Annotated in this window: 21 protein-coding genes and 1 tRNA gene; 4 read left to right on the top strand and 18 right to left on the bottom strand. The window is 63.3% G+C overall.

The window, feature by feature from the left end; all coding sequences use genetic code 11:
• Positions 1 to 273: 273 nt before the first annotated feature.
• Positions 274 to 363 (top strand) — tRNA-Ser (locus AC1RZR_RS07270).
• Between the two features lie 155 nt (positions 364 to 518).
• Here AC1RZR_RS07270 and AC1RZR_RS07265 read toward each other — a convergent pair.
• The 3 genes from AC1RZR_RS07265 to recQ form a co-directional block, all read right to left on the bottom strand.
• Positions 519 to 1,094, bottom strand: a complete 576-nt coding sequence (locus tag AC1RZR_RS07265) for a DUF308 domain-containing protein (protein WP_481828106.1) — start codon at positions 1,092 to 1,094, stop codon at positions 519 to 521.
• Between the two features lie 77 nt (positions 1,095 to 1,171).
• Positions 1,172 to 1,771 carry a TetR/AcrR family transcriptional regulator gene (locus AC1RZR_RS07260; RefSeq protein WP_481828105.1) on the bottom strand — a complete coding sequence of 200 codons (600 nt, stop codon included), beginning with the start codon at positions 1,769 to 1,771 and terminating at the stop codon, positions 1,172 to 1,174.
• Positions 1,772 to 1,948: 177 nt separating this feature from the next.
• Positions 1,949 to 3,787 carry a DNA helicase RecQ gene (gene recQ, locus AC1RZR_RS07255; RefSeq protein WP_481828104.1) on the bottom strand — a complete coding sequence of 613 codons (1,839 nt, stop codon included), beginning with the start codon at positions 3,785 to 3,787 and terminating at the stop codon, positions 1,949 to 1,951.
• 288 nt (positions 3,788 to 4,075) lie between these two features.
• Between recQ and AC1RZR_RS07250 the strand changes: the two genes are divergently transcribed.
• Positions 4,076 to 5,497 (top strand): coniferyl aldehyde dehydrogenase, encoded by a 1,422-nt coding sequence (locus AC1RZR_RS07250; protein WP_481828103.1) that lies wholly within the window; start codon positions 4,076 to 4,078, stop codon positions 5,495 to 5,497.
• A 289-nt stretch (positions 5,498 to 5,786) separates the two neighbouring features.
• Here the strand turns inward: AC1RZR_RS07250 and AC1RZR_RS07245 are convergent, their stop codons facing one another.
• The 8 genes from AC1RZR_RS07245 to uxaC form a co-directional block, all read right to left on the bottom strand.
• Positions 5,787 to 6,125 carry a cupin domain-containing protein gene (locus AC1RZR_RS07245; protein ID WP_481828102.1) on the bottom strand — a complete coding sequence of 113 codons (339 nt, stop codon included), beginning with the start codon at positions 6,123 to 6,125 and terminating at the stop codon, positions 5,787 to 5,789.
• Between the two features lie 10 nt (positions 6,126 to 6,135).
• Positions 6,136 to 6,900, bottom strand: coding sequence for a 2-dehydro-3-deoxy-D-gluconate 5-dehydrogenase KduD (gene kduD, locus AC1RZR_RS07240; RefSeq protein ID WP_481828101.1), 765 nt, complete (start codon positions 6,898 to 6,900; stop codon positions 6,136 to 6,138).
• Positions 6,897 to 7,748, bottom strand: coding sequence for a 5-dehydro-4-deoxy-D-glucuronate isomerase (gene kduI, locus AC1RZR_RS07235; protein WP_481828100.1), 852 nt, complete (start codon positions 7,746 to 7,748; stop codon positions 6,897 to 6,899). The genes kduD and kduI overlap by 4 nt, the downstream gene beginning before the upstream one ends.
• A 22-nt stretch (positions 7,749 to 7,770) precedes the next feature.
• Positions 7,771 to 8,547, bottom strand: coding sequence for a FadR/GntR family transcriptional regulator (locus AC1RZR_RS07230; protein WP_481828099.1), 777 nt, complete (start codon positions 8,545 to 8,547; stop codon positions 7,771 to 7,773).
• An 8-nt stretch (positions 8,548 to 8,555) separates the two neighbouring features.
• On the bottom strand, positions 8,556 to 9,836 hold the full coding sequence (locus tag AC1RZR_RS07225; RefSeq protein ID WP_477269057.1) for a TRAP transporter large permease: 1,281 nt from the start codon (positions 9,834 to 9,836) through the stop codon (positions 8,556 to 8,558).
• The gene (locus AC1RZR_RS07220; RefSeq protein WP_481828098.1) at positions 9,837 to 10,406 is read right to left on the bottom strand and encodes a TRAP transporter small permease; all 570 of its coding nucleotides are present in this window, start codon (positions 10,404 to 10,406) and stop codon (positions 9,837 to 9,839) included.
• A 64-nt stretch (positions 10,407 to 10,470) separates the two neighbouring features.
• Positions 10,471 to 11,448 carry a TRAP transporter substrate-binding protein gene (locus AC1RZR_RS07215; RefSeq protein WP_481828097.1) on the bottom strand — a complete coding sequence of 326 codons (978 nt, stop codon included), beginning with the start codon at positions 11,446 to 11,448 and terminating at the stop codon, positions 10,471 to 10,473.
• Positions 11,449 to 11,482: 34 nt separating this feature from the next.
• Complete coding sequence (gene uxaC / locus AC1RZR_RS07210) at positions 11,483 to 12,943, bottom strand: glucuronate isomerase (protein WP_481828096.1); 1,461 nt, start codon at positions 12,941 to 12,943, stop codon at positions 11,483 to 11,485.
• Positions 12,944 to 13,038: 95 nt separating this feature from the next.
• On the opposite strand from uxaC, the gene AC1RZR_RS07205 reads away from it, so the two are divergent.
• Positions 13,039 to 14,568 (top strand): mannitol dehydrogenase family protein, encoded by a 1,530-nt coding sequence (locus AC1RZR_RS07205; RefSeq protein ID WP_481828095.1) that lies wholly within the window; start codon positions 13,039 to 13,041, stop codon positions 14,566 to 14,568.
• 45 nt (positions 14,569 to 14,613) lie between these two features.
• Here the strand turns inward: AC1RZR_RS07205 and lepB are convergent, their stop codons facing one another.
• From lepB to AC1RZR_RS07170, 7 genes are all read right to left on the bottom strand, one after another.
• Complete coding sequence (lepB, locus tag AC1RZR_RS07200) at positions 14,614 to 15,594, bottom strand: signal peptidase I (RefSeq protein WP_481828094.1); 981 nt, start codon at positions 15,592 to 15,594, stop codon at positions 14,614 to 14,616.
• 92 nt (positions 15,595 to 15,686) lie between these two features.
• Positions 15,687 to 16,094, bottom strand: a complete 408-nt coding sequence (locus tag AC1RZR_RS07195) for a F0F1 ATP synthase subunit epsilon (RefSeq protein WP_379100003.1) — start codon at positions 16,092 to 16,094, stop codon at positions 15,687 to 15,689.
• Between the two features lie 102 nt (positions 16,095 to 16,196).
• Positions 16,197 to 17,768, bottom strand: coding sequence for a F0F1 ATP synthase subunit beta (gene atpD / locus AC1RZR_RS07190; protein ID WP_481828093.1), 1,572 nt, complete (start codon positions 17,766 to 17,768; stop codon positions 16,197 to 16,199).
• A 70-nt stretch (positions 17,769 to 17,838) separates the two neighbouring features.
• Positions 17,839 to 18,723 carry a F0F1 ATP synthase subunit gamma gene (locus tag AC1RZR_RS07185; RefSeq protein WP_481828092.1) on the bottom strand — a complete coding sequence of 295 codons (885 nt, stop codon included), beginning with the start codon at positions 18,721 to 18,723 and terminating at the stop codon, positions 17,839 to 17,841.
• A gap of 46 nt (positions 18,724 to 18,769) precedes the next feature.
• Positions 18,770 to 20,299 (bottom strand): F0F1 ATP synthase subunit alpha, encoded by a 1,530-nt coding sequence (gene atpA, locus AC1RZR_RS07180; protein WP_111548395.1) that lies wholly within the window; start codon positions 20,297 to 20,299, stop codon positions 18,770 to 18,772.
• Complete coding sequence (locus AC1RZR_RS07175) at positions 20,299 to 20,859, bottom strand: F0F1 ATP synthase subunit delta (RefSeq protein ID WP_481828091.1); 561 nt, start codon at positions 20,857 to 20,859, stop codon at positions 20,299 to 20,301. The genes atpA and AC1RZR_RS07175 overlap by 1 nt, the downstream gene beginning before the upstream one ends.
• Positions 20,860 to 21,105: 246 nt before the next feature.
• Complete coding sequence (locus AC1RZR_RS07170; RefSeq protein WP_379094941.1) at positions 21,106 to 21,501, bottom strand: AGROH133_08824 family phage infection protein; 396 nt, start codon at positions 21,499 to 21,501, stop codon at positions 21,106 to 21,108.
• A 383-nt stretch (positions 21,502 to 21,884) separates the two neighbouring features.
• Between AC1RZR_RS07170 and AC1RZR_RS07165 the strand changes: the two genes are divergently transcribed.
• Complete coding sequence (locus AC1RZR_RS07165) at positions 21,885 to 24,860, top strand: hypothetical protein (RefSeq protein ID WP_481828090.1); 2,976 nt, start codon at positions 21,885 to 21,887, stop codon at positions 24,858 to 24,860.
• Positions 24,861 to 24,877: the final 17 nt, after the last annotated feature.

The following is a 24,877-nucleotide window of genomic DNA, read 5'->3' as shown; positions in this document are numbered from 1 at the left end:
ACCGAAGGTTGAGTGCGTGTCAAGGCGAGGCCGTTGCCGAGACTGTTATTGGCGGGTGCGAGCCAGCCGTGTCAACAAGACCGGACGGCATTGCCGTTGTCTGCAGGCGAGGATGCGCGGCTGGCGGGGAAATCCGCCTGCCTCCCGCTGCACCAGAACCGCCACGAATCCATCGCTTGTCAGGCAAGCCAAATAACTCACGGATTGGCCTTGTAACCTGCCCGTTCAGCCGTTATCTAGTGCGCCGCGCCGGCAACGGCCGACCATGACCGCGGAGAGGTGGCAGAGTGGTCGAATGCACCGCACTCGAAATGCGGCATGGGTGCAAGCCCATCGGGGGTTCGAATCCCTCCCTCTCCGCCATTTCGGAACAAAACCGGGCGCGTTCAGGGTATCCAATTTTACGCCAGAGCTAGAGATCGCCACCAAGGTCGGATCAGGTTGCTCTTGGACCCCCAGTCCCGCCGCGGTCTTGCCGCGCCTAGATGATCTGGGCTGTCGAGCCGATGACGGCGGGTCTATGCAGCCTTCCGCCGCGATTGGCTCACGCTCAGCCACACCGCCGAAACCAGGAAGTAGAAGGCGCCTACCGCGGCATAGCCAGCCACGTTGGTGATGGATGGCGGCATCGGCATCCGCGCCTGCACGATGAAAAACGTACCTGCCAGCGCTGACTGCCCTCCGCTCAGGATCATCGCCCATTGCGCACCATAACTCCTCCAACGGCGGATTGCGGTGCCGAGTTGAAGCACGCCGGACAGGATCGCCCATACGCCGAATACTCCGAGCACCCAATTCATGCTCATCTTCAGCGCGAGAGCCACCGCGAGCATTGTCGCCACACTAACCACGACGTTGATAGTCTGCGTTCGATTCTGTCCCAATCCTCCGCTGCGCGATGCGTCGACAAAATTGGCAAGCGCATCCCATGCAGGATAAGCCACCAGTAAGGCCGCCGCGATCACCCAGGAATGCTGTCCCACCGTGAAGGCAGCCGCCACCCAGGCAGCCGAGAACGCCGTCCGAGCGAAGTAATAGAGCTTGAGCCATTGTTCCTGGCTGGCGCGAGAAAAATCGCCACTGTGAACCGTCATTGAATTGTCCTTTCAACTAGTAGGTAGGGGCTCTCGACGAACGTCGCCGAGCGATTGCGGCTATGGTTGTTTGAGATCTAGGACCGTATCTGGAGGGAAGCCGGAGCGAGTCGCTGCAAGAGCGGGCCTGTCACGATGCTGAACATCTTCGGATCGCCATAGGCCCGCGCCGAAAGCATCGCGCCGTGAACCGTCGCCATGAACGCTTCGGCCTCGGCACGAGGAGTACTCATCAGTTGAAGTTGGCCGTGCCGCGCGCCGCGCTCCAGCACGGATGTCAGCCACGCTGACAGGGAGCGGAAATGCGCCCGGACCTCCAGGCCAACTTCCTCGGGCAGAACGGGGAGTTGGCTTGCCAGCAGGGCGCAGACACAAAACGGAGCGCTGGCGTCCGCGATGCAGGCTTCCCAATACCCAGCGTAGAACCGAAGCTGTTCGAGCGGATCGGATACTTGGAGTTCGAGATTCGCCATCCCCGTTTCAGCTTCTTCCCGGTACCGCGCAACCAGCGTTCGGACCAGATCCACCTTGCTCGGGAAATGGTGATGGATGCTCGCCTTACGAATCCCGACCACATCAGCGATGTCGGCATAACTGAAACCGTTGTAGCCGCCAGCGACGATCAGAGAACGCGCACAGGCCAGGATGTCATCAGAGGTGGTGGATAGGTTGCTCATGACTTAACCTACCTTCTGGTAGGATGGTCGTCAAGCGCCCCTTGCAACGCGAGCGACAAAACAGAGAGAGCAGTAGCGTGGAATTAGGGAGCTATGGCGTAGACGTCGTTCCCATCTTCACTGCTCTCGGCCCCCCAGTTTCCAGCGCCGGAGCCCAACGATCTTCAGCGTATGCCTTCAGGCCGAGCCATCCGATTGATGCCCCGCGATCGCGGCGAGAAAAACCTGGCCAAACTCCTTGAGCTTCGCCGCACCGACGCCATTCACTTCGGCCAAGGCGTCGAGATCGCGCGGGCAGCGTTCGGCCATGTCGATCAGCGTGCGATCGGAGAACACCACATAGGCCGGCACCTGGCGCTCCTTGGCAAGCCGCAGCCGCAGTGCCTTGAGCGCGGCCAGCAGCGAAGCATCGACGCCTTCGGTATCCGCGGCCTGGGCGGAACGCATCTTGCCGCGCAAGGAGCGGCTGCGCGTCTCGACGCGGTAGTGGAACGGCATCTCGCCACGGCCAAGCGCATGGCCCTTTTCGGCGATGGCGAGGCCGCCATGGCCGCCCGGATCCGGTGCCAGGAAACCGCCCGCGACGAGCTGCCGGATCAGCGACAGCCAAACATCCTTCTTGTGCGCCACCCCGCTGCCGAAGCTGGCGAGCCGCTGGTGGTTCCTGGCCAGCACCTTCTCGGTTTCATGACCAAGCAGAATGTCGATGACATGGCCGGCACCGAAGCGTTCTCCGCTCTGCGCCACCGCCGACAGGATGATGCGCGCCTCCGCTCCGCCATCGGCGCGCGGCGCCTGGTCGAGGCAGGTGTCGCAATTGCCGCAAGGCGAGGCTTCCTCGCCGAAATAGCCAAGCAGCACCTGGCGGCGGCACTGCGCCGTCTCGCAATAGCCGATCAGCGTGTCGAGCCGGCCATGCGAACGCCTTTTGTGCTCCGGCGGCGCATCCTCGTCGTCGATGAACAGCCGCCGCATGCGGATATCGCCAAGGCCAAACAGCATATGCGCCTCGGCCGGCCGCCCGTCGCGGCCGGCGCGGCCGATTTCCTGATAGTACGCCTCCAGGCTGCCCGGCAGATCGGTGTGGAAGACATAGGCGACGTCAGGCTTGTCGATGCCCATGCCGAAGGCGATGGTCGCCACCATGACGACGCCGGACAGGGTCATGAAGCTGTTCTGGTTGGCGTCACGCGCCTCCTTGCTCATGCCGGCATGGTAGGCGAGCGCGGTGACGCCGTTCTTCTCGAGGAAGGCCGCCATCTCTTCCGTCTTCTTGCGCGACAGGCAATAGACGATACCGCTGCGGCCGGGGTGACGCTCGACGAAGCTCAGCAGCTGCCGCTTGCTGTCCTGCTTGGCCTCGATGCCGAGCTTGATGTTCGGCCGGTCGAACCCCAGCACCAGGGTTTCGACGCGCTCGGCGAACAGCCGCGCCTCGATGTCGGTGCGCGTGCTCTCGTCCGCCGTCGCCGTGAGCGCGATGATCGGCACGTTGGGGAAGATGCCGCGCAGCCGCGACAAATCTTCATATTCGCGTCGGAACGCCGGTCCCCATTGCGAGATGCAATGCGCCTCGTCGACAGCAATCAGGCTGACGTCGAGCCTGGCCAGCGCGTCGAGCATCCGCTCGGTCATCAGCCGCTCCGGCGCGAGATAGAGCAGGCGCGTCTGGCCCGCCGCGACGCGGCGCCAGGCGGCGACATTGGCCTCGCGGTCGATCGAGGAATTGATCGTATCGGCGGCGACGCCGGCAAGCCGCAAGGCGGCGACCTGGTCCTGCATCAGCGCCACCAGCGGCGAAACGACGATGGTCAGCCCGCCCAGAACCAGCGCCGGGACCTGGTAGCAGAGCGACTTGCCCGCGCCCGTCGGCATGACAGCCAGCACATGGCGCCCGGCCAGCAGCGCATCCATGACGTCGGCCTGGCCGGGACGAAAATCGTCAAAGCCGAACACGTCCTTCAGGACGCGCCGCTTGGGATCTTCGGCGCGAATGCTCGCTGCCTGTGCCTGCATCAGTCGGACACCGGGCTGGATTGGATTTTTCGGGGATTGGAGAGGATATGGAAACCGATCAAAACGACTCTCCGCGTGGCGCTTTGGAGTAGCGCAGCCGTCATCCAACCACAACGCCCCTTTGCAGGAACCCGATGATGCGGCTGTTGACATCGTCGGGCTGCGCCATGGCGGCGATGGGGCCCATCCTGGAGACAGAGGCCGCGCTTTCCCTTGCGACACCCGCACCCCCGCTGGATTCCTTCGCGCGCTGCGATGTAAGCTTGTCGACAGGCCAGGGAGGGCGCGATGCTGCAGACCAGACAGGATGCTCTCGGCGAGCGATTCCAGTTGCAGCGCGCCGCCTTCGAGGCGCAGCCTTTCCCGGACATTGGCGTCCGCATGGACCGACTGAAGCGCCTGCTGGCATTGACCGAGCGGCATGAGGCCGACATCTGCGCGGCGATCGACGCCGACTTTGGCGGCCGCTCTGCGCACGAGACGCGCCTTGCGGAACTGTTTGTCGTGCGCGCTGGCATCCGCCACGCGCTGTCCCATCTCAGGGGCTGGATGCGCGAGCGCCGCGTTGCCACCACCATGCCGTTCCTGCCCGGCAGAAATCGTCTCGTTCCGCAGCCGCTCGGTGTCGTCGGGATCGTGTCGCCCTGGAACTACCCCTTCCAGCTCGCCGTCGCGCCGGTGACCGCGGCGCTTGCCGCCGGCAATCGCGTGCTCGTCAAACCGTCCGAACTGACGCCGGCTTTTTCCGCTTTGCTGGCGCAACTGGCGGGCGAGCATTTCGCACCCGATGAGCTCAGCGTCATCACCGGCGATGCTGAGATGGGAAAGGCCTTCGTGTCGATGCCTTTCGATCACCTGCTTTTCACCGGCTCGACCGCGGTCGGCCGCCAGGTGGCGATCGCCGCGGCCGCCAACCTGACCCCGGTCACGCTCGAACTCGGCGGCAAGTCGCCGGCAATCCTCGATCCATCCTGCGACCTCGATGCGGCGGCATCCAGCATCGCCTATGGCAAGCTGTTGAATGCCGGGCAGACCTGCATCGCGCCGGACTATCTGCTGGTGCCGCAGGGACAGGCAGGCACCGTCGCCGCGAAGCTCGCAACCGCGATAGCGCGGCTCTACCCGACCCTGCGCGGCAACCCCGACTATACCGCCATCATCAGCGACCGGCATTATCAGCGCCTGCGCGACATGATCACGGAAGCCCGCGATGCCGGTGCCGTCATCGTCGAGGTCAATCCGGCCGATGAAGAGTTCGGCGCCACCAGCCGGAAGTTGCTGCCGACCCTGGTCCGCAATGCCGGCCCGAACCTGCGGCTGATGCGCGAAGAGATTTTTGGCCCAGTGCTCCCGATCGTCGAATATGCCAGCGTCGACGAGGCGATCGACCATGTGAACCGGGCGGACCGTCCGCTGGCGCTCTACTGGTTCGGTCGCGACAGCGGCAACCGTCAGCGCATCCTGCGCGAGACGATCGCCGGTGGAGTCACCATCAACGATTGCATGCTGCATCTGGTGCAGGAGAACCAGCCCTTCGGCGGCGTCGGCGCCAGCGGCATGGGCGCCTATCACGGCGAATGGGGTTTCCGCACCTTCAGCAAGGAGAAGCCGGTTTTCCTGCAGTCGCGGCTGAGCGCGGGAGGCTTGCTGCGCCCGCCCTACGGCAAGACGTTCGAGCGGCTTTTCAGCCTGCTTCGGCATATCACCTGACAGTGGACAGCCGTCGGTTGTACGGCGCGTTAAGCCTATGTTCACCATGATGGGGCAGGCTTCACATCCTGCGGTCATGTCTTGAGTACCGCGGCGCCACAAGCGCCCAGGCAACAACCCGCGCCTCTTCGGGGCGCGGGTCAGTCCCGACGCTCGATCTCCCAGCCTTGGCTAGGCAAGTCCTCGGCCAGAGCAATTCCAGGAAAAGTGTGAAACGGTTTTCCGTCAGGAATTGCTTCAAAACGAAGAGATAGAGCGGGGCGGCGTTTCCGTGAAACGGTGAACCGCTCTAGGCAAGAAAATCGGCCCGGTGCGGCGTAAAGCTGTCGACCAGCCGCCCCGCTTCCAGCGCCTTGACGCCGTGCACCAGGCCGGACGGCACGATGAAGCTGCCGCCGGCCGCGATGATTTCGATCCGGCCGTCGATGGTCACCTCGAAGCGGCCCTCTGCGACGTAGCTTGCCTGGACATGCGGGTGCGAATGCAGGGCGCCGACGCCACCCTTGTCGAAACCGAATTCGACCATCATCAGCTCATCGGTGTGCAGAAGAACACGCCGCCTGTTGCGGTCCGGCGTCGGCGTCCAGGCACCCTCGCCCGCATGCGCGAAAATCTTCGGCTCAGTCATCGCCATCCCCTCATCGCGCCAGCCAGCCGCCATCCACCGGCACCACCGCGCCATGCATGTAGTTCGACGCCGGCGCGAGCAGGAAGACGGCGGCGTCGCCGATGTCGCCCGGCTCGCCCCAGCGGCCGGCCGGGATACGCCCCAGGATGGCGGCACTGCGATCGGGATCGGCACGCAGCGCCTGCGTGTTGTTGGTCTCGATATAGCCGGGCGCTATGGCGTTGACGTTGATGCCCTTTGCCGCCCATTCGCAGGCGAGCAGCCGGGTGATGCCGAGCACGCCATGCTTCGATGCGGTGTAGGATGCGACGCGGATGCCGCCCTGGAAACTCAGCACCGAGGCGATGTTGACAATCTTGCCCTGGCGCCCGCCGGCAAGCACATGCCTGGCGAAAGATTGGGAGAGCAGGAAAACCGTCTTCAGATTGACGTCCATGACGTCGTCCCAGTCGGTCTCGCTGAGATCGACGGCATCGGCGCGGCGGATGATGCCGGCATTGTTGACCAGTCCGTCGAGCGGCCCGCTTTCGTCCCAGACGCGGTCCAGCATCGGGCCGGCGGCGGCCGTATCGGCAAGGTCGGCGCTCACCGCTCCGAATTGCCCGCCAACGGCGGCGACCTTGCTTGCCGTATCGTCCATCGAGGAACGCCCAACGCCAATCACCGCGCCGCCGGCCCGCGCGATCGAGACGGCAATGCCCTGGCCGATGCCGGTGTTGGCGCCGGTGACGAGAATGCGCTTGCCGGCCAGGCTGAAAACGGAGAGATCGCTCACCGCAATTCGCCCAACGCTACCAGGTCGACATCGGTATAGTCGACATTGTCGCCGGCCATCGCCCAGATGAAGGCGTAGTTCGAGGTGCCGGCGCCTGAATGGATTGACCAGCCCGGCGACAGCACCGCCTCCTCATTGCCCATGACGATATGGCGTGTCTCGTCCGGCTCGCCCATGAAGTGGAAGACCCGCGCCGTCTCGGCCAGGTCGAAATAGAGATAGGCCTCCATGCGCCGGTCATGCACATGGCACGGCATGGTGTTCCACACCGAACCCGGCGCCAGTTGCGTCATGCCGACGACCAACTGGCAGGTTTTCGCGCCGTCGGCATGGATGAACTGGAAGATCGAGCGCTCGTTGCAGCTATCCTTGCTGCCGAGATCGAGACGCTTGGCATCGCCGATGCGGATCAGCCGGCTCGGCCAAGCCTGATGCGCCGGCGCGCTGAGCAGATAGAATTTGGCCGGCAGGGCTTTGTCCGCCGAGGCGAATGACACGTCCTTGCTGCTCATGCCGAGATAGAGCATGTCGCGCGCCTGCAACTCATAGGACTGGCCGCCGGCCTTGATGATGCCTGCGCCACCGATATTGACGGCGATCAGCTCGCGGCGATCGAGAAAATCCTTGGTCCCGGTCGGCTTGATCGCCTCCAGCGGCAGCGGCGTCGCCACCGGCACGGCGCCGCCGACGATCATGCGGTCATAGTGGGTGTATGTCAGGCTGATGCGGCCGGGCTGGAAAAGGTGTTCAATGTGGAAATTATGGCGCAGTTCGTCAGTCCCCATCGCTGCGGCAGCGACCGGGTCGATGGCAAAGCGCGATGTGTAGTCGGTATGGCTCTGGCTCATTGCTGTCCTGACTTGAGATGGGTCATTCGCCGGCAGCGGCCTTGACCGAGCTGGTATAGAAAACCTGCCTTGCATGCAGGCGTTCGCGATAACGCTGCTGGCTGGCGGTCAGGTGTGCGCGCATTGCCTCGCGCGCGGCTTCGGCATCGCCTGATGTAATCGCGTTGAGGATCACCAGATGCTCGCGCTGCAGCCCACGCTGGTATGTGTCGGATTGCACCAGCTCGGTCGACCAGGGCGAGGTCACGTCGCACGGAATGGCGCGCCGGCCGAGCACGTCGAGCATCTCGACATAGAACGGGTTGTTGGTGGCGCTGGCGATGGCGCGGTGGAAGGCGAGGTCGGCAGGACCGGTCGGCTCTGAGGCGAGCAGCAGCCGTTCGAATTCGAAGAAGGCCTCCTGGATCGCCGCCTCCTGCGCGGCGTTGCGGCGGATGGCGGCGAGTCCGGCCGACTCGATCTCGATCGCCAGCCGCACCTCGAGCACGTTGAGCGCGATCGAATCCTTGCTGCCCATGTCGGCGGCCAGCGCGCCGAACATCGTCGAGATGTGCTCGGTGACGAAGACGCCGGCACCCTGGCGCGGCTCGACCAGGCCGTCGGCGGCAAGCTTGGCCAGCGCCTCGCGGATGACGGTACGGCTGACGCCGAAGGTTTCGGTCAGCTGGCCCTCGGTCGGCAGTTTGTGGCCGGGCAGGATTTCACCCGCCTGCAGCTGCTTGCGGATCGCCGCGACCACGGTCTCCGACAGTTTCGGTTTTCTCTCGACCCTGAGGTCGGTTGTGGTATCCGATGCCATGTCGCCCCCTATTTGAACACGCTCGGCAACCAGAGCGAGATGGCCGGAATATAGGTCACAAGCCCGAGAACCACGAGGCTCGCACCATAGAACGGCCAGATCGAGCGCATCGCCTCCCACACCGTGATCTTGCCGACCGCGCAAGCGACGAACTGCACCGTGCCGACCGGTGGGGTGTTCAGCCCGATACCGAGGTTGAGGATGGTGATGACGCCGAAATGCACCGGGTCGACGCCATAATGCGTGACCAGCGGCAGGAAGATCGGCGTGCAGATGATGATCATCGGCCCCATGTCCATGAAGGTGCCGAGCAGCAGCATCAGGACGTTGAGCAGCAAGAGCACGACCAGCGGGTCGGTGGAGATGGCGTTCATGCCGGCGATCAGCAGCACAGGCACCTTGAGATAGGCCATCAGCCAGCTGAACGAGGCCGCCGTGCCGATGATCAGCAGCACCATCGACGTGGTGCGCACGGCGCCCTTGGTGGCATGGACGAAGTCGCTCCAGGCCATCGAGCGATAAACGAAGACGGTGACCAGCAAGGCATAGAGGATGGCGATGCAGGAGCTTTCGGTCGCCGTGAAAATACCCGAGCGGACACCGCCGAAGATGATGCCGATCAAAAGAAGTCCGGGAACGGCGATGACAGCCAGCTGGCCGACGCGTGCGAGGCCGGGGAACTGTTCGACCGGGTAGCCGCGGCTACGGGCGACGAAATAGGCGGTGACCATCAGCGACGCCGCGAACAGAAGGCCGGGCAGGATGCCGGCGGTGAACAGGTCGGCGATCGAGATCTTGCCGCCGCCGGCGATCGAATAGATGATCATGTTCTGCGACGGCGGCAACAGGAGCGCGATCAACGCCGCCATCGAGGTGACGTTGACGGCATAGTCCGCGCCATAGCCGCGTGCCTTCATTTGCGGGATCATCAGCCCGCCGACCGCCGCCGCTTCCGCCACGGCCGAACCCGAGATGCCGCCGAACAGCGTGGCGGCGATGATGTTGACCTGGCCGAGCCCACCCCTGACATGGCCAACCAGTGAGCCGGCAAAGGAGACGATGCGCTGCGCGATGCCGCCGCGCACCATCAGATCGCCGGCGAAGATGAAGAACGGGATGGCCATCAGCGAAAACGCTGACATGCCAGACTTCAGCTGCTGGAACACCACCAGCGGCGGCAGACCGAGATAGAGCACGGTGCCGAAGGACGCAGCGCCGAGGCAGAACGCGATCGGCGTGCCGGCAAACATCAACAGCGTGAAGACGCCAAACAGGATCCAGAGTTCCATTCAGGCCTCCTGAACCACCGGCATTTCCGGCACGTCTTCGAGATTGATATCCTTGTCGATATCCAAGCCTGACCAGCGCTGTGCAATGCGCTCCGCCGAGAAGAGGCAGATCAGCACGCCGCCGGCGACCAGCGGCAGATAGTCGAAGCCGCCGGGCAGTTCGAGCGCTGGGATGATGGTGTGCCAGGTCAGGCCGACCAGCTTGCAGCCGTACCAGACCATGCCGAAGCCGAAGCCGAGCGCGATCAGGTCGGAAAGCATGCGCAGCGCGCCTTTGCTGCCCTTCGGCAGGACATAGAGCAGCACGTCGAACCCCATATGGTAGTTCTCCCGCACGCCGACCGCGGCACCGAGGAAGATGAACCAGTTCATCAGCATGATGGCGCTGGTTTCGGTCCAGCTCGGCGACGAATTGAGCACGAAACGGGAGAACACCTGGTAGGCGACGAGCGCGGTCATGGCGACCATGCCGATGCCCGCCAGATAGAGCGCGCCATCGCAAATCCTGGAAAGAACGGCGCTGACGCGCGCCATCGGCTGCGTCTCGCTTTTTACCGATCCTGTCGCCATCCGGTCCTCCGATCCTTGCTGGGAATGGCGCGGGGCGGGCGCAAAACCCGGCCCCGCAACCGGCCTACTTGGTTGCCTGGATACGGGCGGCGAGGTCCTTCAGCTCGGGTGTCGACAGATACTTGTCATAGACCGGCTTCATGGCATCGATCAGCGGCTGCTTGTCGATCTCGCTGACCTTGACGCCGGCCTTCTCGACGAGATCGCGCGACTTCTTCTCCTGCGCGTCCCACAGTTCGCGCATCTTGACGACGCTGTCCTTGGCCGCCTGCCGGACGATCGCCTGGTCTTCCGGCGTGAGCTTGTCCCAGCTTGCCTTTGACATCACCAGCACTTCCGGAACGATCTGGTGCTGGTCGGTGGTGTAGTGCTTGGCGACCTCATAGTGCTTTGCGGATTCGAAGCTCGGCCAGTTGTTCTCGGCGCCGTCGATGACGCCGGTCTCGAGCGCCGAATAGACCTCGCCATAGGCCATTGGCGTGGCGTTGGCGCCCAGCGCATTGACCATGTCGACGAACACGTCCGACTGGATGACGCGGAACTTCATGCCCTTGAGATCGGCGATCGAGGTGATGTCCTTCTTGGTGTTGTAGAAGGAACGCGCGCCGGAATCGTAGAAGGCGAGACCGACGAGGTCATGCGCCTCGAAGGCTTTCAGGATATCGTCGCCGACCGGTCCGTCCATGACGTGGCGCATCTGCTCGACCGAGCGGAACATATAGGGCAGCGACGGCACCGCGGTTTCCGGAACGATGCCGTTGAACGGCCCCATCGAGACACGGTTGAGGTCGATGACGCCGGTCTGCGTCTGCTCGATCGTGTCCTTCTCCTCGCCGAGCTGCGCCGAGTGATAGACCTCGACCGAATAGCGGCCATTGGTGCGCTGCTTGATCAGGTCGCCCATGTATTTGACCGCCTCGACCGTCGGATAGCCGTCGGGGTGCGTGTCGGCCGAGCGCAGCACGGTATCGGCGTTGGCAATGCCGACCAGCAGCGAGCCGAAAGCGAACGTGGCCGCCGTCAATTTTGAAAAATGCAACATGACTTCCTCCCTTTATGAAACCAAAGCGACCGGTTCAGAGCCGGTACGCCTTCTTCGCAAGCGTGTAGGCAAGCTCCCGCGCCAGCTCGTGCGCCTCGTCCTCGCGCAACCGGTGCTCGGCGACGAGCCGCGCCAGGAACGCGCAGTCGACCCGACGCGCCACATCATGACGCGCAGGTATCGATGGAAAGGCACGGGTGTCGTCGTTGAAGCCGACGGTGTTGTAGAAGCCGGCCGTCTCGGTGGTCATCTCGCGGAAGCGCCGCATGCCTTCCGGGCTGTCGTGGAACCACCAGGCCGGCCCGAGCTTCAGCGCCGGATAGGTCCCGGCGAGCGGCGCCAGTTCGCGCGCATAGCTCGTCTCGTCGAGGGTGAAGAGGATGATCGTGAGATCCGGTTCCAGGCCGACGCAGTCGAGCAGTGGCTTCAGCGCCGCCACATAGTCGGTTCGGGTCGGTATATCGAAACCCTTGTCGCGGCCGAATTTCTGGAAAATGGAAGGCGAATGGTTGCGCCAGGACCCTGGATGGATCTGCAGCACAAGCCCGTCATCCCGGCTCATCTTGGCCATTTCGGTCAGCATCTGGGCGCGGAACAGTCGCTTTTCGCGCTCATCGTCCGAACCGTGGCGCACACGATTGAACAGCTCTTCGGCAGCGGCATCGGAAAGGTTGGCGGTCTCGGCCGTCGGATGGCCGTGATCGGACGAGGTCGCGCCAAAGCTTTTGAAGAAAGCACGCCGCTGGCGGTGCGCATCGAGATAGCCGGCCCAGCTGCCGGTGTCGCAGCCGGTGATCTCGCCGAGCCGATCGAGATTGGCGGAAAAACCCTCGGAGTCGGGATCGACGACGGCATCCGGCCGGTAGGCGGTGACGACCTTGCCTTCCCAGCCGCTGTCGCGGATCATCTGGTGCCATTTGAGATCGTCGAGCGCGCCTTCCGTCGTCGCGATGACCTCGATGTTGAAGCGCTCGAACAGCGCACGCGGGCGGAAATTCTCCCACTGCAGCAGCGTCGCGATGGTGTCGTAGTGGCGGTCGGCAGTGCTGGCATTCAGCGGTTCGTCGATGCCGAACAGATGCGCCAGCACATGGTCGAACCACAGCCGGGTCGGGGTGCCACGGAAGAGGAAGTAGTTTTCGGCAAAGCGCCGCCAGATCGCCCTGCCGTCGGTCTCCACCGGTGCGCCGTCCAGGGTCGCTACGCCGAGATCCTCGAGGCGGACGCCCTGGCTGAACAGCATGCGAAAAATGTAGTGGTCCGGCACGATGAGCAATTGCGCCGGATCCGGGAACGGCTCGTTCAGCGCATACCAGCGCGGATCGGTGTGGCCGTGCGGGCTGACGAGGGGCAGGTCCTCGATCCCGGCATAGAGATCGCGGGCGATCGAGCGCGGATGCGCCTCGGCGGGAAACAGCAAATCCGCATTGGTCAGTGCCACGACGATCCTCCCAGGGCCGCTATCGGTAGCGTCGACAAGAAATAATGTCAACATACAAAAATTAGATTGTTGTATGATGACTTTTCTAGCCATTGTGTGGCAAGAAATCGGATGTTACGCCGCTTGCCAACCATCCCCGAGGCGATTTCATGCCGTCCGACCAGACCAGCCACGCCACGACGACCAGACGCCTCTCCGGCGAGACGGCACACGCCTTGCCGGCTTCGGTCGCGACGCCTTCGTATGATCGCAGCCGCGTCGTCCCGGGCATCGTGCATCTCGGCGTCGGCGCCTTCCATCGCGCCCATCAGGCCGCCTATGTCGACGACTGCCTGGCAGCGGGCGAGACCGATTGGGGCATCGTCGGCGTATCGCTGCGCAGCGCCGACACACGCGATGCGCTATCGCCGCAGGACGGGCTCTACACGCTGGCAATCAGGAGCAGCGGCGCGGAAAAGCTTCGCGTCATAGGCTCAATCGGTTCGATGCTGGTGGCGCTGGAAGGCCCGGGCGCGGTGCTCGCCGCGCTGACCGATCCGCGCACCCGCATCGTGACGCTGACCATCACCGAAAAAGCCTATCTCAGGTCCGCCAGCGGCGGGCTGGACACCGCTCATCCCGACATCGTCCACGATTTGGCAAATCCGCAAATGCCGATGACAGCGCATGGCTTTCTCGCCGAGTCGCTTGCCCGGCGACAGGCCGCCGGCACGCCGCCCTTCACCGTGCTGTGCTGCGACAACCTGCCGGCCAACGGTGCCACGCTGCACCGGCTGCTGATCGAATTCGCCCAATTGCGCGATGCCAGGCCCGCAGCGAAGGCCGATAGCGGCCTGGCCAGCCACATCGCCGACCAGGTCGCGTTTCCCTCCAGCATGGTCGATCGCATCGTGCCGGCAACCACCGATGCCGACCGGGCGCGGATTGCTGTCGAGCTCGGGCTCAACGACGCTTGGCCGGTCATGACCGAGCCGTTCTGCCAATGGGTGATCGAGGACAATTTTCCGCAGGGCCGTCCGGCCTGGGAACTGTTCGGCGTCACCATGGTCGACGACGTCAGGCCCTTCGAGGACATGAAGCTCAGGCTGCTCAACGGCTCGCATTCGGCCATCGCCTACCTCGGTCTGCTCACCGGGCACGCCACGGTCGACCGCGCCTTCGCCGATCCGGCGATAAGAGCCTTCGTCGATGCGCTCTGGGCCGAGGCCATCCCGACACTGCCCAAGAATGCCGGGCTCGACACCAGCGCCTACACCGCGGAACTCGCCGAGCGTTTTGCCAACACAGCACTTGCCCACCGCACGGCTCAGATCGCCAATGACGGCAGCCAGAAATTACCGCAGCGCATCGTCGCTTCCGCCTTGGAGTGCATCGAAGCCGGGACCGCGCCCGAACACCTGACGCTGGTGATCGCCGCATGGATCGCGGCCTGCGAGGCACGCGGCAAGACCTTGCCGGAGAGCCATTTCACCGATCCGCTCGACATGGCACTGGCCGGGCTTTTTGGCAGGCAGCTGCCGACGGAAGAGACGGTAGCCGCTGTGTTCGACCTCGCCGGCTTCGCCAAGGACCACGCCGAGCGTCAAACACTGATCGAGTTCGTCGCCACCCACATCGTCCATCTCAAGCAGGGCGGGCCGGCCCTTGCCCTCGCCGCTCTCGGTATAGGCAGCAAATAGCTGATGACAGACCTGGCGCTGGTTCATACCTGATGCGTCTAAGGCCTATTTGCGGGCCGAACCACCCAACGTCTGCCGGGCAGAATAATCCACGCCTTGCGAATTCCAGAACAACCTCGCGGCCTTGCCAACGAGGTTTTCGTAGGGAACGAAGCCGACCATGAATCGGCTATCGGAGGCATTGTCGCGATTGTCACCCAACACGAAATAGTGGTCCTCCGGCACCTCGAACACGCGCGTATTATCCCCAACGGAATTCTCTGTCAGGTCGAGAACGAAATGGGTCACACCTCCCGGCAGGGTCTCCTGTTGAAGCTTGGCCGGCTGCGAGATTTCCTCGTAGGAAAAAGTGCCGGCATCCTCGAGCCCAACGGCTACATCGTTGATGTGAAGTACCCCATCGATCATCTGGATCTTTTCGCCCGGCAAGCCGACGATGCGCTGGATGTAGTCGATCTCGGGGTCGGGTGGGTATTTGAACACCACCACGTCCCCTCTCTTGGGTTCCACGCCGAAAATGCGTCCTTCAATCGGCAGCAAATTGAATGGCACGCTATAGTGGCTGTAGCCGTATGTGAACTTAGAGACAAAGAGATAGTCGCCGGCCTGTAACGTCGGCACCATGCTGCCGGACGGAATCGAAAACGGCTGGAACAGAAACGAGCGGATCACAAGCGCAGGCACTGGCGAGGTAAGCAGGACAAGCACCACCACCCAAATCCCATGCGCATACCACCTGCCCGGCTTGTACCGGTGCGCGAAGGGCACGACGAGCGCTGCCCACAGGATCATCAAAGCAATACCTGAAAGGTTGGCCAGCCAGGCAAGATCGACGCCAGGCAACACCGGAAATCCGATGTAGATAAGCGCCAAGCTGATGGCGCTGATCACCACCAGGCTGGCAACCGCCAGTCTGCCGCTCCCGATCCAGAGAAACCCGCCGAACGGACCGCCAAAGGCCGACACAAGGGCCGTCGACCATCTCGATCGCGAGGTTGTTTCTCGCGCAACTGCTTCTTCTGTCATCGGCCATCCCCCACGCCAAGGCAGCCGACTGTCCAACAAACAAAAAAGCGAGGCAAGGCCCCGCTTTTTCAATCAGTCATCTGATGCGAACTTCAGGCCGGCAGAATGGCGCTTTCCAGCGTGGTAAGCTGGCTAAGGAACTGTTCCGCCTTGCTTCGGACCTGGTCGTCCTTGGCGTCTGCGGCGTCTTCCTTGGCTTCCTGGATACGGCGGGCGAGATCGGCGCGGTCGACATCCTTCACCGCGACAGCCGATTCCGCCAGCAGCGTGCAGCCGGCCGGAACGATGTCGGCGAAGCCGCCGAACACCACGTAGCGCTCTTCGCCACCAGACGCTGTCTTAACCGTGACGACACCCGGCTTGATCGTGGTCATGACCGGCGCGTGATGCGCCATCACGGTCATCTCGCCTTCGGCGCCCGGAATGACGACGGATTCAACCTGCTCGGAAACAAGCAGGCGCTCCGGAGAAACCAGTTCGAACTTGAAAGCTTCAGCCATGATCACTTTAGCGAACAGCGAGTGGTGAATAGCGAGTAGTTAGAAAACCTACCCGGCTCACATTGCCCCTATTCACTACTCCCTATTCGCTATTCGCTTGCCTTAAGCCGCTTCGGCGGCAAGGCGCTGTGCCTTCTCGACCGCTTCCTCGATGCCGCCGACCATATAGAAGGCAGCTTCCGGAAGGTGATCGTAGTCGCCATTGCAGAGACCCTTGAAGCCCTTGATGGTGTCGGCGAGGTCGACCAGCTTGCCCGGCGCGCCGGTGAACACTTCGGCGACGAAGAAGGGCTGCGACAGGAAGCGCTCGATCTTGCGGGCGCGGGCCACCGTCTGCTTGTCCTCTTCCGACAGCTCGTCCATACCCAGGATGGCGATGATGTCCTGCAGCGACTTGTAGCGCTGGAGGATCGACTGCACCTGGCGCGCGACGCCGTAGTGCTCGTCGCCGACGACCAGCGGGTCGAGCATGCGCGAGGTCGAGTCGAGCGGATCGACGGCCGGGTAGATACCCTTCTCGGCGATGGCGCGGTTGAGCGTCGTCGTCGCGTCAAGGTGGGCGAACGAGGTCGCCGGCGCCGGGTCGGTCAAGTCGTCGGCAGGCACGTAGATCGCCTGCACCGAGGTGATCGAGCCCTTGGTGGTGGTGGTGATGCGCTCCTGCAGCGCGCCCATGTCCGTGGCGAGCGTCGGCTGATAGCCGACGGCCGACGGGATACGGCCGAGCAGAGCCGACACTTCCGAACCCGCCTGCGTGAAGCGGAAGATGTTGTCGACGAAGAACAGCACGTCCTGGCCCTGGTCGCGGAAATATTCCGCAACGGTCAGGCCGGTCAGGCCGACGCGGGCGCGCGCGCCCGGCGGTTCGTTCATCTGGCCATAGACGAGTGCCGCCTTGGAGCCTTCGCCGCCGCCCTTCTTGTTGACGCCGGACTCGATGAACTCGTGATAGAGATCGTTGCCTTCGCGGGTGCGCTCGCCGACGCCGGCGAACACCGAATAGCCGCCATGCGCCTTGGCGATGTTGTTGATCAGTTCCTGGATCAGCACGGTCTTGCCGACGCCGGCGCCGCCGAACAGGCCGATCTTGCCGCCCTTGGCGTAGGGAGCCAGCAGGTCGAGCACCTTGATACCGGTGATCAGGATCTGTGCTTCCGTCGACTGCTCGACATAGGTCGGAGCCGGTTGGTGGATGGAACGCATTTCGGTTGCATCGACCGGGCCTTCTTCGTCGACCGGCTCGCCGATGACGTTGATGATGCGGCCGAGCATGCCCGGGCCGACCGGCACGGTGATCGGGGCGCCGGTGTCACGCACTTCCTGGCCGCGCACCAGACCCTCGGTCGAGTCCATGGCGATACAGCGCACGGTGTTTTCACCCAGATGCTGGGCGACTTCGAGCACCAGGCGGTTGCCGACGTTGGTCGTCTCGAGCGCGTTCAGGATCGCCGGCAGGTGATCGCCGAACTGCACGTCGACAACGGCGCCGATCACCTGGCGGACCTTGCCGACAACGCCGGTTGCCTTAGTGGCCACTGCCGATGCCTTGGCCGCGGCGGCCTTTACCGGAGCTGCCTTCGCAGCTGGAGCCTTCGCCGCCGCTTTTGCGGGGGCTGCGGTCTTCGCGGCTGCTGCCTTGGGGGCCGCCGTCTTGGGGGTCGCTGCTTTCGCCATCGTCTTTACCCTTTTTCGTCCTTTGTTTCTCACGCGGTCCGGTCGCGGGCCGATGACCCGCGAACCGCGCCTAGAGCGCCTCGGCGCCCGAAATGATTTCGATCAGTTCCTTGGTGATCTGCGCCTGCCGCTGACGGTTGTAGGTGATCGACAGCTTGTTGATCATCTCGCCGGCGTTGCGCGTCGCATTGTCCATGGCGCTCATCTTGGCGCCCATTTCGCCGGCCGCGTTTTCGAGCAGCGCCCGGAAAACCTGCACCGAGATGTTGCGCGGAATGAGATCGGCGAGGATTTCGCCCGGCTCCGGTTCGTATTCATAGACGGCGCTGCCGCCATCCATCGCCTCGGCCGGAGCCGACGCGAGACCGGCCGGAATGATCTGCTGCGCGGTCGGGATCTGGCTGATCACCGACTTGAACTGCGAATAGAACAGTGTGCAGATGTCGAAGCCGCCCTCGTTGAAGAGGTGGATGACCTTCTTGGCGATCGCGTCGGCATTGACGAAACCGAGCGTCTTGACCTCGCGCAGGTCGACACGGTCGATGATCATCGACGCATAGTCGCGGCGCAGGATATCGAAACCCTTCTTGCCGACGCAGATGATCTTGACCTGCTTGCCGTCGGCCAAAAGCCTGCGGATATGGTCGCGGGCAAGGCGGGCGATCTGCGAATTGAAGCCGCCGCACAGGCCGCGCTCGGCGGTGCAGACGACGAGCAGATGCACGTCGTCCTTGCCGGTGCCGGTCATCAGCGCCGGGGCATCGCCACCGCCGCCGATCGCCTGGGTGATGTTGGCCAGCACCGAACCCATACGCTCCGAATAGGGGCGCGCCGCTTCCGCTGCCTCTTGCGCACGGCGCAGCTTCGCCGCGGCGACCATCTGCATCGCCTTGGTGATCTTCTGCGTCGCCTTGACCGAGGCGATACGGTTACGAAGGTCTTTTAATGAAGGCATGCTTCAAACCTGATCCCGTCTTGTCTCATCCGGACTGGCGCTTCGCTCAGGCGAAGGTCTTGGCGAAAGCGTCGATCTCGGCCTTCAGCTTGGCGCGCAGATCGTCCGACAGCGCCTTTTCCTTGCGGATGGCCTCGAGCACGTCCTTGCCTGCCGCACGCATGTGGCTGAGCAGGCCATGCTCGAACTTGCCGACCTGGTTGACCGGCAGCTTGTCGAGATAACCGTTGACGCCGGCGAAGATCACCGCGACCTGCTCTTCCGTCTTCAGCGGCGAGAACTGCGGCTGCTTCAGGAGTTCGGTCAGGCGTGAACCGCGGTTGAGCAGGCGCTGCGTGGCAGCGTCGAGATCCGAGCCGAACTGTGCGAAGGCCGCCATTTCGCGGTACTGCGCGAGCTCGCCCTTGATCGAGCCGGCAACCTGCTTCATCGCCTTGATCTGCGCGGCCGAACCGACGCGGCTGACCGAGAGGCCGACGTTGACGGCCGGACGGATGCCCTGGAAGAACAGGTTGGTTTCGAGGAAGATCTGGCCATCGGTGATCGAGATCACGTTGGTCGGGATATAGGCCGACACGTCGTTGGCCTGCGTCTCGATGATCGGCAGGGCGGTCAGCGACCCGCCGCCCAAATCGTCATTGAGCTTGGCGGCCCGCTCGAGCAGGCGCGAGTGCAGGTAGAACACATCGCCCGGATAGGCTTCGCGGCCCGGCGGGCGGCGCAGCAACAGCGACATCTGGCGGTAGGCGACGGCCTGCTTCGACAGATCGTCGTAGCTGATCAGCGCATGCATGCCGTTGTCGCGGAAATATTCGCCCATGGTGCAGCCGGCGAACGGCGCCAGGAACTGCATTGGCGCCGGATCGGACGCGGTGGCGGCGATGATGATCGAGTATTCGAGGGCGCCGCGCTCTTCCAGCACCTTGACGAACTGCGCCACGGTCGAGCGCTTCTGGCCGACGGCGACATAGACGCAGTACAGCTTTTCCTTCTCGGGACCGTTGTCGTGCACCGATTTCTGGTTGAGCATCGTGTCGAGGATGATGGCGGTCTTGCCGGTCTGGCGATCGCCGATGACCAGCTCGCGCTGGCCGCGGCCGACCGGGATCAGTGCATCGATGGCCTTGAGGCCGGTCGACATCGGCTCGTTCACCGATTTGCGCGGGATGATGCCGGGCGCCTTGACGTCGACGCGCTTGCGCTCGACTGCCTTGATCGGGCCCTTGCCGTCGATCGGATTGCCGAGCGCGTCGACGACGCGGCCGAGCAGGCCGGGGCCGACCGGAACGTCGACGATGGCGCCGGTGCGCTTGACGATGTCGCCTTCCTTGATGTCGCGGTCGGCGCCGAAGATGACGACGCCGACATTGTCGGCTTCGAGGTTGAGCGCCATGCCGCGGATGCCGCCGGGGAACTCGACCATCTCGCCGGCCTGGACATTGTCGAGGCCGTAGACGCGGGCGATACCGTCACCGACGGACAGCACCTGTCCGACTTCGGAGACCTCGGCCTCCTTGCCGAAATTCTTGATCTGGTCTTTCAGAATTGCGGAAATTTCCGCGGCGCGGATGTCCATCAGCCGACCTCTTTCAGTGCAAGCTTGAGCGAATTGAGTTTGGTTTTGAGCGACGTATCGATCTGGCGCGAGCCCATCTTGACCACCAGTCCGCCGAGCAGTGACGGATCGACAGTGACGGAGATGGCCACGTCCTTGCCGGCAACACTCTTCAGCGCCGCCTTGAGTTCAGTCTGCTGGGCTGCGGTCAGCTCGTGCGCCGACGTCACTTCAGCAGCGGTCTCGCCACGATGTTCGGCGGCGATCTGGCGGAACGCCCTGATCATGCCGGGGATGGCGAACAATCGGCGGTTTCTTGCTACAACCCGTAGGAAATTGCCGGTGAGACCGGCAATCCCGGCCTTGTCAGCGATCGCCGCGATGGCCTTGGCCTGGTCCTCGCTGGAAAACACCGGGCTGTTGATCAGCCGGGTGAGGTCGGCGCTGCCCGCGAGCATCGTCTCGAAGCTGTTGAGGTCGGCTTCGACCCTGGCCACGGAATTTGCCTGCAGGGCGAGTTCGAACAGCGAACCCGCATAGCGTTCTGCGACACCTGAGATTGGCGATGACGATTGAGCCACGGACCGTCTTTTCTCTTGTCTGACAGGCCGCAGATTGTTGGCGCGAGCAAAAACTCTGGCTAAATCTTTGACCTTACTGCATTTTTTCAAGCACGGAGGCGCGGCTTCCGCTATCCCCGGCCGAAAGTCGATTGCCGTCTAGCACAGGCATTTTAAGACCGCAATGCGTCGTTCCGCATGGTTTTCAGGCACTATTGTCGCATCCGGCAAAAGAACCCCGTCTTCCACCCCGGAAACCCAAGGGATTCAAGGCAGAAAGCCGAAGGCGAAGGCGAGCGGCAGCGCCGCCAATGCCAATTCCACCACAATGGACACCCAATTGAAAGGCGTGTTTGCGCCATCCGACATCATCGACAGCAGCCGCCCGAACGCGGTGAACAGCCAGGAGAAGCCAAGCGTCATGTAGACCAGCGGCTGCGCAAGCAGGATGCAGCACAGGCCGACGCCCAGATAGAAGCCCGACATTCTGCCGCGCCCCTCGGCGATCGCCGCCACCTTCTCGGGCTTGACCTGCAGCCGCAGGATCCGGAAGGCCAGGCCAGGCGCCAGAAAAAACAAAAGGCCGAGCAGCACGGTGACGACGGCGCTCGACCAGGCGAGCCATTCGCCCTGGCTCATTGGCCACGGAAACGCAAAATCCATCTGTCTCGACCCCCTCGCAGCAATTCCGGATGCATTGAATGTCGCCCGTGGAGGAAGTCAAGCTTACAGCCGGCAAGTCGGGGGTTTCGGCAAAGCCGCACTGGAAATGCTATCGCCTGACGTGAGCTTCCCGCTTGGAGCCGCCGGCTTTGCGGCCGATTCGGCCACTGCGCAAGCAAACGCCTGAACGAGAATATACGCAGCGCAATTTCTTCAACAGTATAGATTGCGTGCCTTGCCGTGACGTAACGCAAGTATTATGCTTCGAATGTTCCTTTCGTCGACTTCTTGTTTAGTTTAGCAATTTCACATATTTCATGATCACTTGTGAAATCTGCACGGACGGAGTGCGGCAGGCGGGATCTCAAAATTCGGAGAAGATCATGCCGGATCTTTGTCGGGCTTTGCATCTGGCCAGCATCTGGGTCGCTGCGGCAGCCCTTGCCGGGATCGCGCAAGGCGCTCGCGCGGACTGTATCGCCGAACGGCCGACCGCCATGGCTCCCGCCGATCCCTTGGTCTGCCAGCAGCTCGAGGCGACGATCAAGAAGCCATCGGCGCTGTCCCTGGGCGACTACGAGAACAAGCTCAACCAATATCTGGGCAGTTACTGTTATCGCGATGAGGCTGCCGGATGGGTGCACGACAAACACGTGCGCCAGGCCGGGCCGCGCATCGCGACCCTGGTCAACGGCGCCTGGCAGGGCGTCGACCATGGCACCCATGCGCCGGTGATGATCTGGTATTCGCCTGAGATGGTGGACTGGCTTCGCAAGAACCGCTCGGCAGAAGGCGAGGTCGATCATCCGCCGCCAGTTCCCGGCGGCGCCATCATGGTCAAGGAGATGTTTTCGGAGCCGGCGTCGGATTGCCGGACGGTCGATCCTCTCAGACTTTTTCCAACCAGCGGCGCCGCGATCATGATCCGCGATGCCAGCGCCTCCTACGATGGCTGGTTCTGGGGCTGGTACGGCTTTGGCAGCCAGAGCGGCTGGACTCCGGATTGGCCGGCTCTGCCGGCCGACAACAACAGCCTGCCCAACATGGGCTTCGCTCAGTACTGCATGAACTGCCATGCCTCGGCGGCGGACAATCTGACCTTTGCATCTCCCAAGAACATCGCGGGCGAGCCAGGCAAGCCGCTCAACTATCTCGCACAGGATTTCTTCACGGGCGCCCCGGCAACGACCTTGCACCAGTCGGTCGTTTTGCCGGTCAATGCCAACCCGCGTCTTGGTCAACCGCTCTACAGTCCGAACGCTGACGTGATCGCCGCGCTGCAGGCCTATGTCCGCGAGATGCCGACCTATGCGACCGTCTCGCGAATGCCTTCCGAAACCTACGACAACACCTGGGTCGGGGCCAAAGGTCCCGATGCGTCCGACACGTTCCTGACCTCGAGCCAATGCCTCGGCTGTCATGATGCCGGCAGCACCGGGCTGCAGTTCGACATGACCAAGCCGAACCCGCATGGTGAGGGCTTGATCAATCTGTCGCCGCTGGCGACCTGGCGAACCTCGCCGATGGGGCTGGGCGGCCGCGACCCGATATTCTTCGCGCAGCTGGCCAGCGAAACGCAAAGCTTTCACCCCAAAATGTCCGGTGTGGTGCAGGACGTTTGCCTTGGCTGCCACGGCATCGCCGGGGAACGGCAGTTTCACATCGACGAGAAGGCGCGCTCGGGCAAATGCGAACTGTTCTCGCGCGACATGGTCGACGCGACGCCCTGGCCAGCCGACAATCCGAGTGCCGCGCACGCCAATTACGGCATGCTTGCCCGCGACGGCATCACCTGCACGTCCTGTCACCGCATGGTGCTCAACAGCAAGGCCAGTGGACCGCTCAGCGATCAGCCGCAGAACGCCTGCGTCGACGAGCGGCAGGCGCTGCTCAATCCGCACGCGACCGGCTTTGCCAAGACCTTCACCGGCAGCTTCATGGTCGGCTCGCCCGATACGCTCATCGGCCCCTTCGAGAAACCGGAAGTCGGGCCGATGCACACCGCGCTGGGCATCAAACCGGTCCACGACGCCACGATCCTGAGCTCCGAGGTTTGCGGGACGTGCCACACGGTTCATTTGCCGGTTCTGCAGGGCACCAACACCCTGGCGCATATCTACGAGCAGACGACCTATCCGGAATGGGCGTTCAGCGCCTATCGAACCGGCAGCACGCCGGACGGCCCGCTTCCACTGGGCGCCGGCGCCACGCCGCGCAGCTGCCAGGGTTGTCACATGCCATCGACGGAACAGGACGGATCGCCGACGATGAGCAAGATCGCCAGCATCCAGGAAAATCTGAATTTCCCGCAGACCGAGTCCAGCAACGCACCGGATCTTTCGGTTCGCGAGGGATTTGCCCGCCACACGCTCGTCGGACTCAACGTCTTCCTGGTCAAGATGGCGCAGCAGTTTCCCGATGTCTTCGGCATCAGGACGCGCGATCCGATGATGGGCAAGAAGGCTGTCGATCCCCTCGTCCTCACCGAGCAAGCGATGCTGGACCAGGCGTCACAGGCGACCGCCACCGTCGCCGTCAGCGACCTTGCCATGACCGCCGACGCGCTTGATGCCAAGGTGACGGTGAAGAACCTGGCCGGTCACAAGTTTCCCTCCGGAGTGGGTTTCCGGCGTGCGTTTCTCACCTTCAGCGTGCTCGACCAGAACGGCGAGCAGCTCTGGGTCTCCGGTCGCACCAACGCCGCCGGCGTGATCGTCGACGCCGACGGCAAGCCGCTTGATGGCGAGCTTTGGTGGAAGGACGACTGCTCCGGCCGCCTCCACCCTGGCGAACGGCCACATCAGCCGCACTACCAGAAGATCACACGACAGGATCAGGTTCAGATCTATCAGGAACTGGTCTCCACGCCGCCCGCCAATACGCAAAATCCAGTCTGCAATGCGCAGGCGAAGCCGGAAGGCGAACTGACGACCAGCTTCCTGTCGATCTGCACGGAGGTGAAAGACAACCGGATCTTGCCGGCGGGCTTTTTGCCGGTCGAAAGCCGGCTGGAAATCGCCAAGGCGTTGGGCGCCGATGAGGAACTTGCCGTCGATGTCGGCGCGACCGCTGTCGAGGACGATCCCGACTACATATCGGGCGGCAGCGACACGCTGAGCTACTCGATACCGCTTGCCGATTTGCCGAAGGGCGCACGCCCTGCCAGCATCGAGGCGGATCTCTACTATCAGGCGACGCCGCCGTCCTATCTGCAGGATCGATTCTGCACCGCCAACGGCCCCGACACCGATCGCCTGTATTTCCTGACCGGGCATCTCAATCTCGCCGGCACGCAGGCAGACGGCTGGAAGCTGAAAGTGGTCGGCAGCGGAACTGTTGCAGTGACTGCCCAGCCCTGATCTCTGTTTGACGCAAT

The organism is Mesorhizobium bavaricum, from assembly GCF_056781655.1.
Note: the sequence above shows the minus strand (reverse complement) of the source record. Positions and strands in the feature narration are given on the sequence as shown.

Coding starts and splice junctions, on each gene's coding strand:
- AC1RZR_RS07165 (WP_481828090.1), top strand. CDS start 21,885: ATGCCGGATCTTTGTCGGGCTTTGCATCTGGCCAGCATCTGGGTCGCT.
- AC1RZR_RS07230 (WP_481828099.1), bottom strand. CDS start 8,547: ATGGCATCGGATACCACAACCGACCTCAGGGTCGAGAGAAAACCGAAA.
- AC1RZR_RS07260 (WP_481828105.1), bottom strand. CDS start 1,771: ATGAGCAACCTATCCACCACCTCTGATGACATCCTGGCCTGTGCGCGT.
- AC1RZR_RS07170 (WP_379094941.1), bottom strand. CDS start 21,501: ATGGATTTTGCGTTTCCGTGGCCAATGAGCCAGGGCGAATGGCTCGCC.
- atpA (WP_111548395.1), bottom strand. CDS start 20,299: ATGGACATCCGCGCCGCGGAAATTTCCGCAATTCTGAAAGACCAGATC.
- AC1RZR_RS07185 (WP_481828092.1), bottom strand. CDS start 18,723: ATGCCTTCATTAAAAGACCTTCGTAACCGTATCGCCTCGGTCAAGGCG.
- uxaC (WP_481828096.1), bottom strand. CDS start 12,943: ATGTTGACATTATTTCTTGTCGACGCTACCGATAGCGGCCCTGGGAGG.
- recQ (WP_481828104.1), bottom strand. CDS start 3,787: ATGCAGGCACAGGCAGCGAGCATTCGCGCCGAAGATCCCAAGCGGCGC.
- AC1RZR_RS07250 (WP_481828103.1), top strand. CDS start 4,076: ATGCTGCAGACCAGACAGGATGCTCTCGGCGAGCGATTCCAGTTGCAG.
- AC1RZR_RS07215 (WP_481828097.1), bottom strand. CDS start 11,448: ATGTTGCATTTTTCAAAATTGACGGCGGCCACGTTCGCTTTCGGCTCG.
- AC1RZR_RS07265 (WP_481828106.1), bottom strand. CDS start 1,094: ATGACGGTTCACAGTGGCGATTTTTCTCGCGCCAGCCAGGAACAATGG.
- kduI (WP_481828100.1), bottom strand. CDS start 7,748: ATGAGCCAGAGCCATACCGACTACACATCGCGCTTTGCCATCGACCCG.
- lepB (WP_481828094.1), bottom strand. CDS start 15,594: ATGACAGAAGAAGCAGTTGCGCGAGAAACAACCTCGCGATCGAGATGG.
- AC1RZR_RS07220 (WP_481828098.1), bottom strand. CDS start 10,406: ATGGCGACAGGATCGGTAAAAAGCGAGACGCAGCCGATGGCGCGCGTC.
- AC1RZR_RS07205 (WP_481828095.1), top strand. CDS start 13,039: ATGCCGTCCGACCAGACCAGCCACGCCACGACGACCAGACGCCTCTCC.
- AC1RZR_RS07225 (WP_477269057.1), bottom strand. CDS start 9,836: ATGGAACTCTGGATCCTGTTTGGCGTCTTCACGCTGTTGATGTTTGCC.
- AC1RZR_RS07245 (WP_481828102.1), bottom strand. CDS start 6,125: ATGACTGAGCCGAAGATTTTCGCGCATGCGGGCGAGGGTGCCTGGACG.
- AC1RZR_RS07195 (WP_379100003.1), bottom strand. CDS start 16,094: ATGGCTGAAGCTTTCAAGTTCGAACTGGTTTCTCCGGAGCGCCTGCTT.
- atpD (WP_481828093.1), bottom strand. CDS start 17,768: ATGGCGAAAGCAGCGACCCCCAAGACGGCGGCCCCCAAGGCAGCAGCC.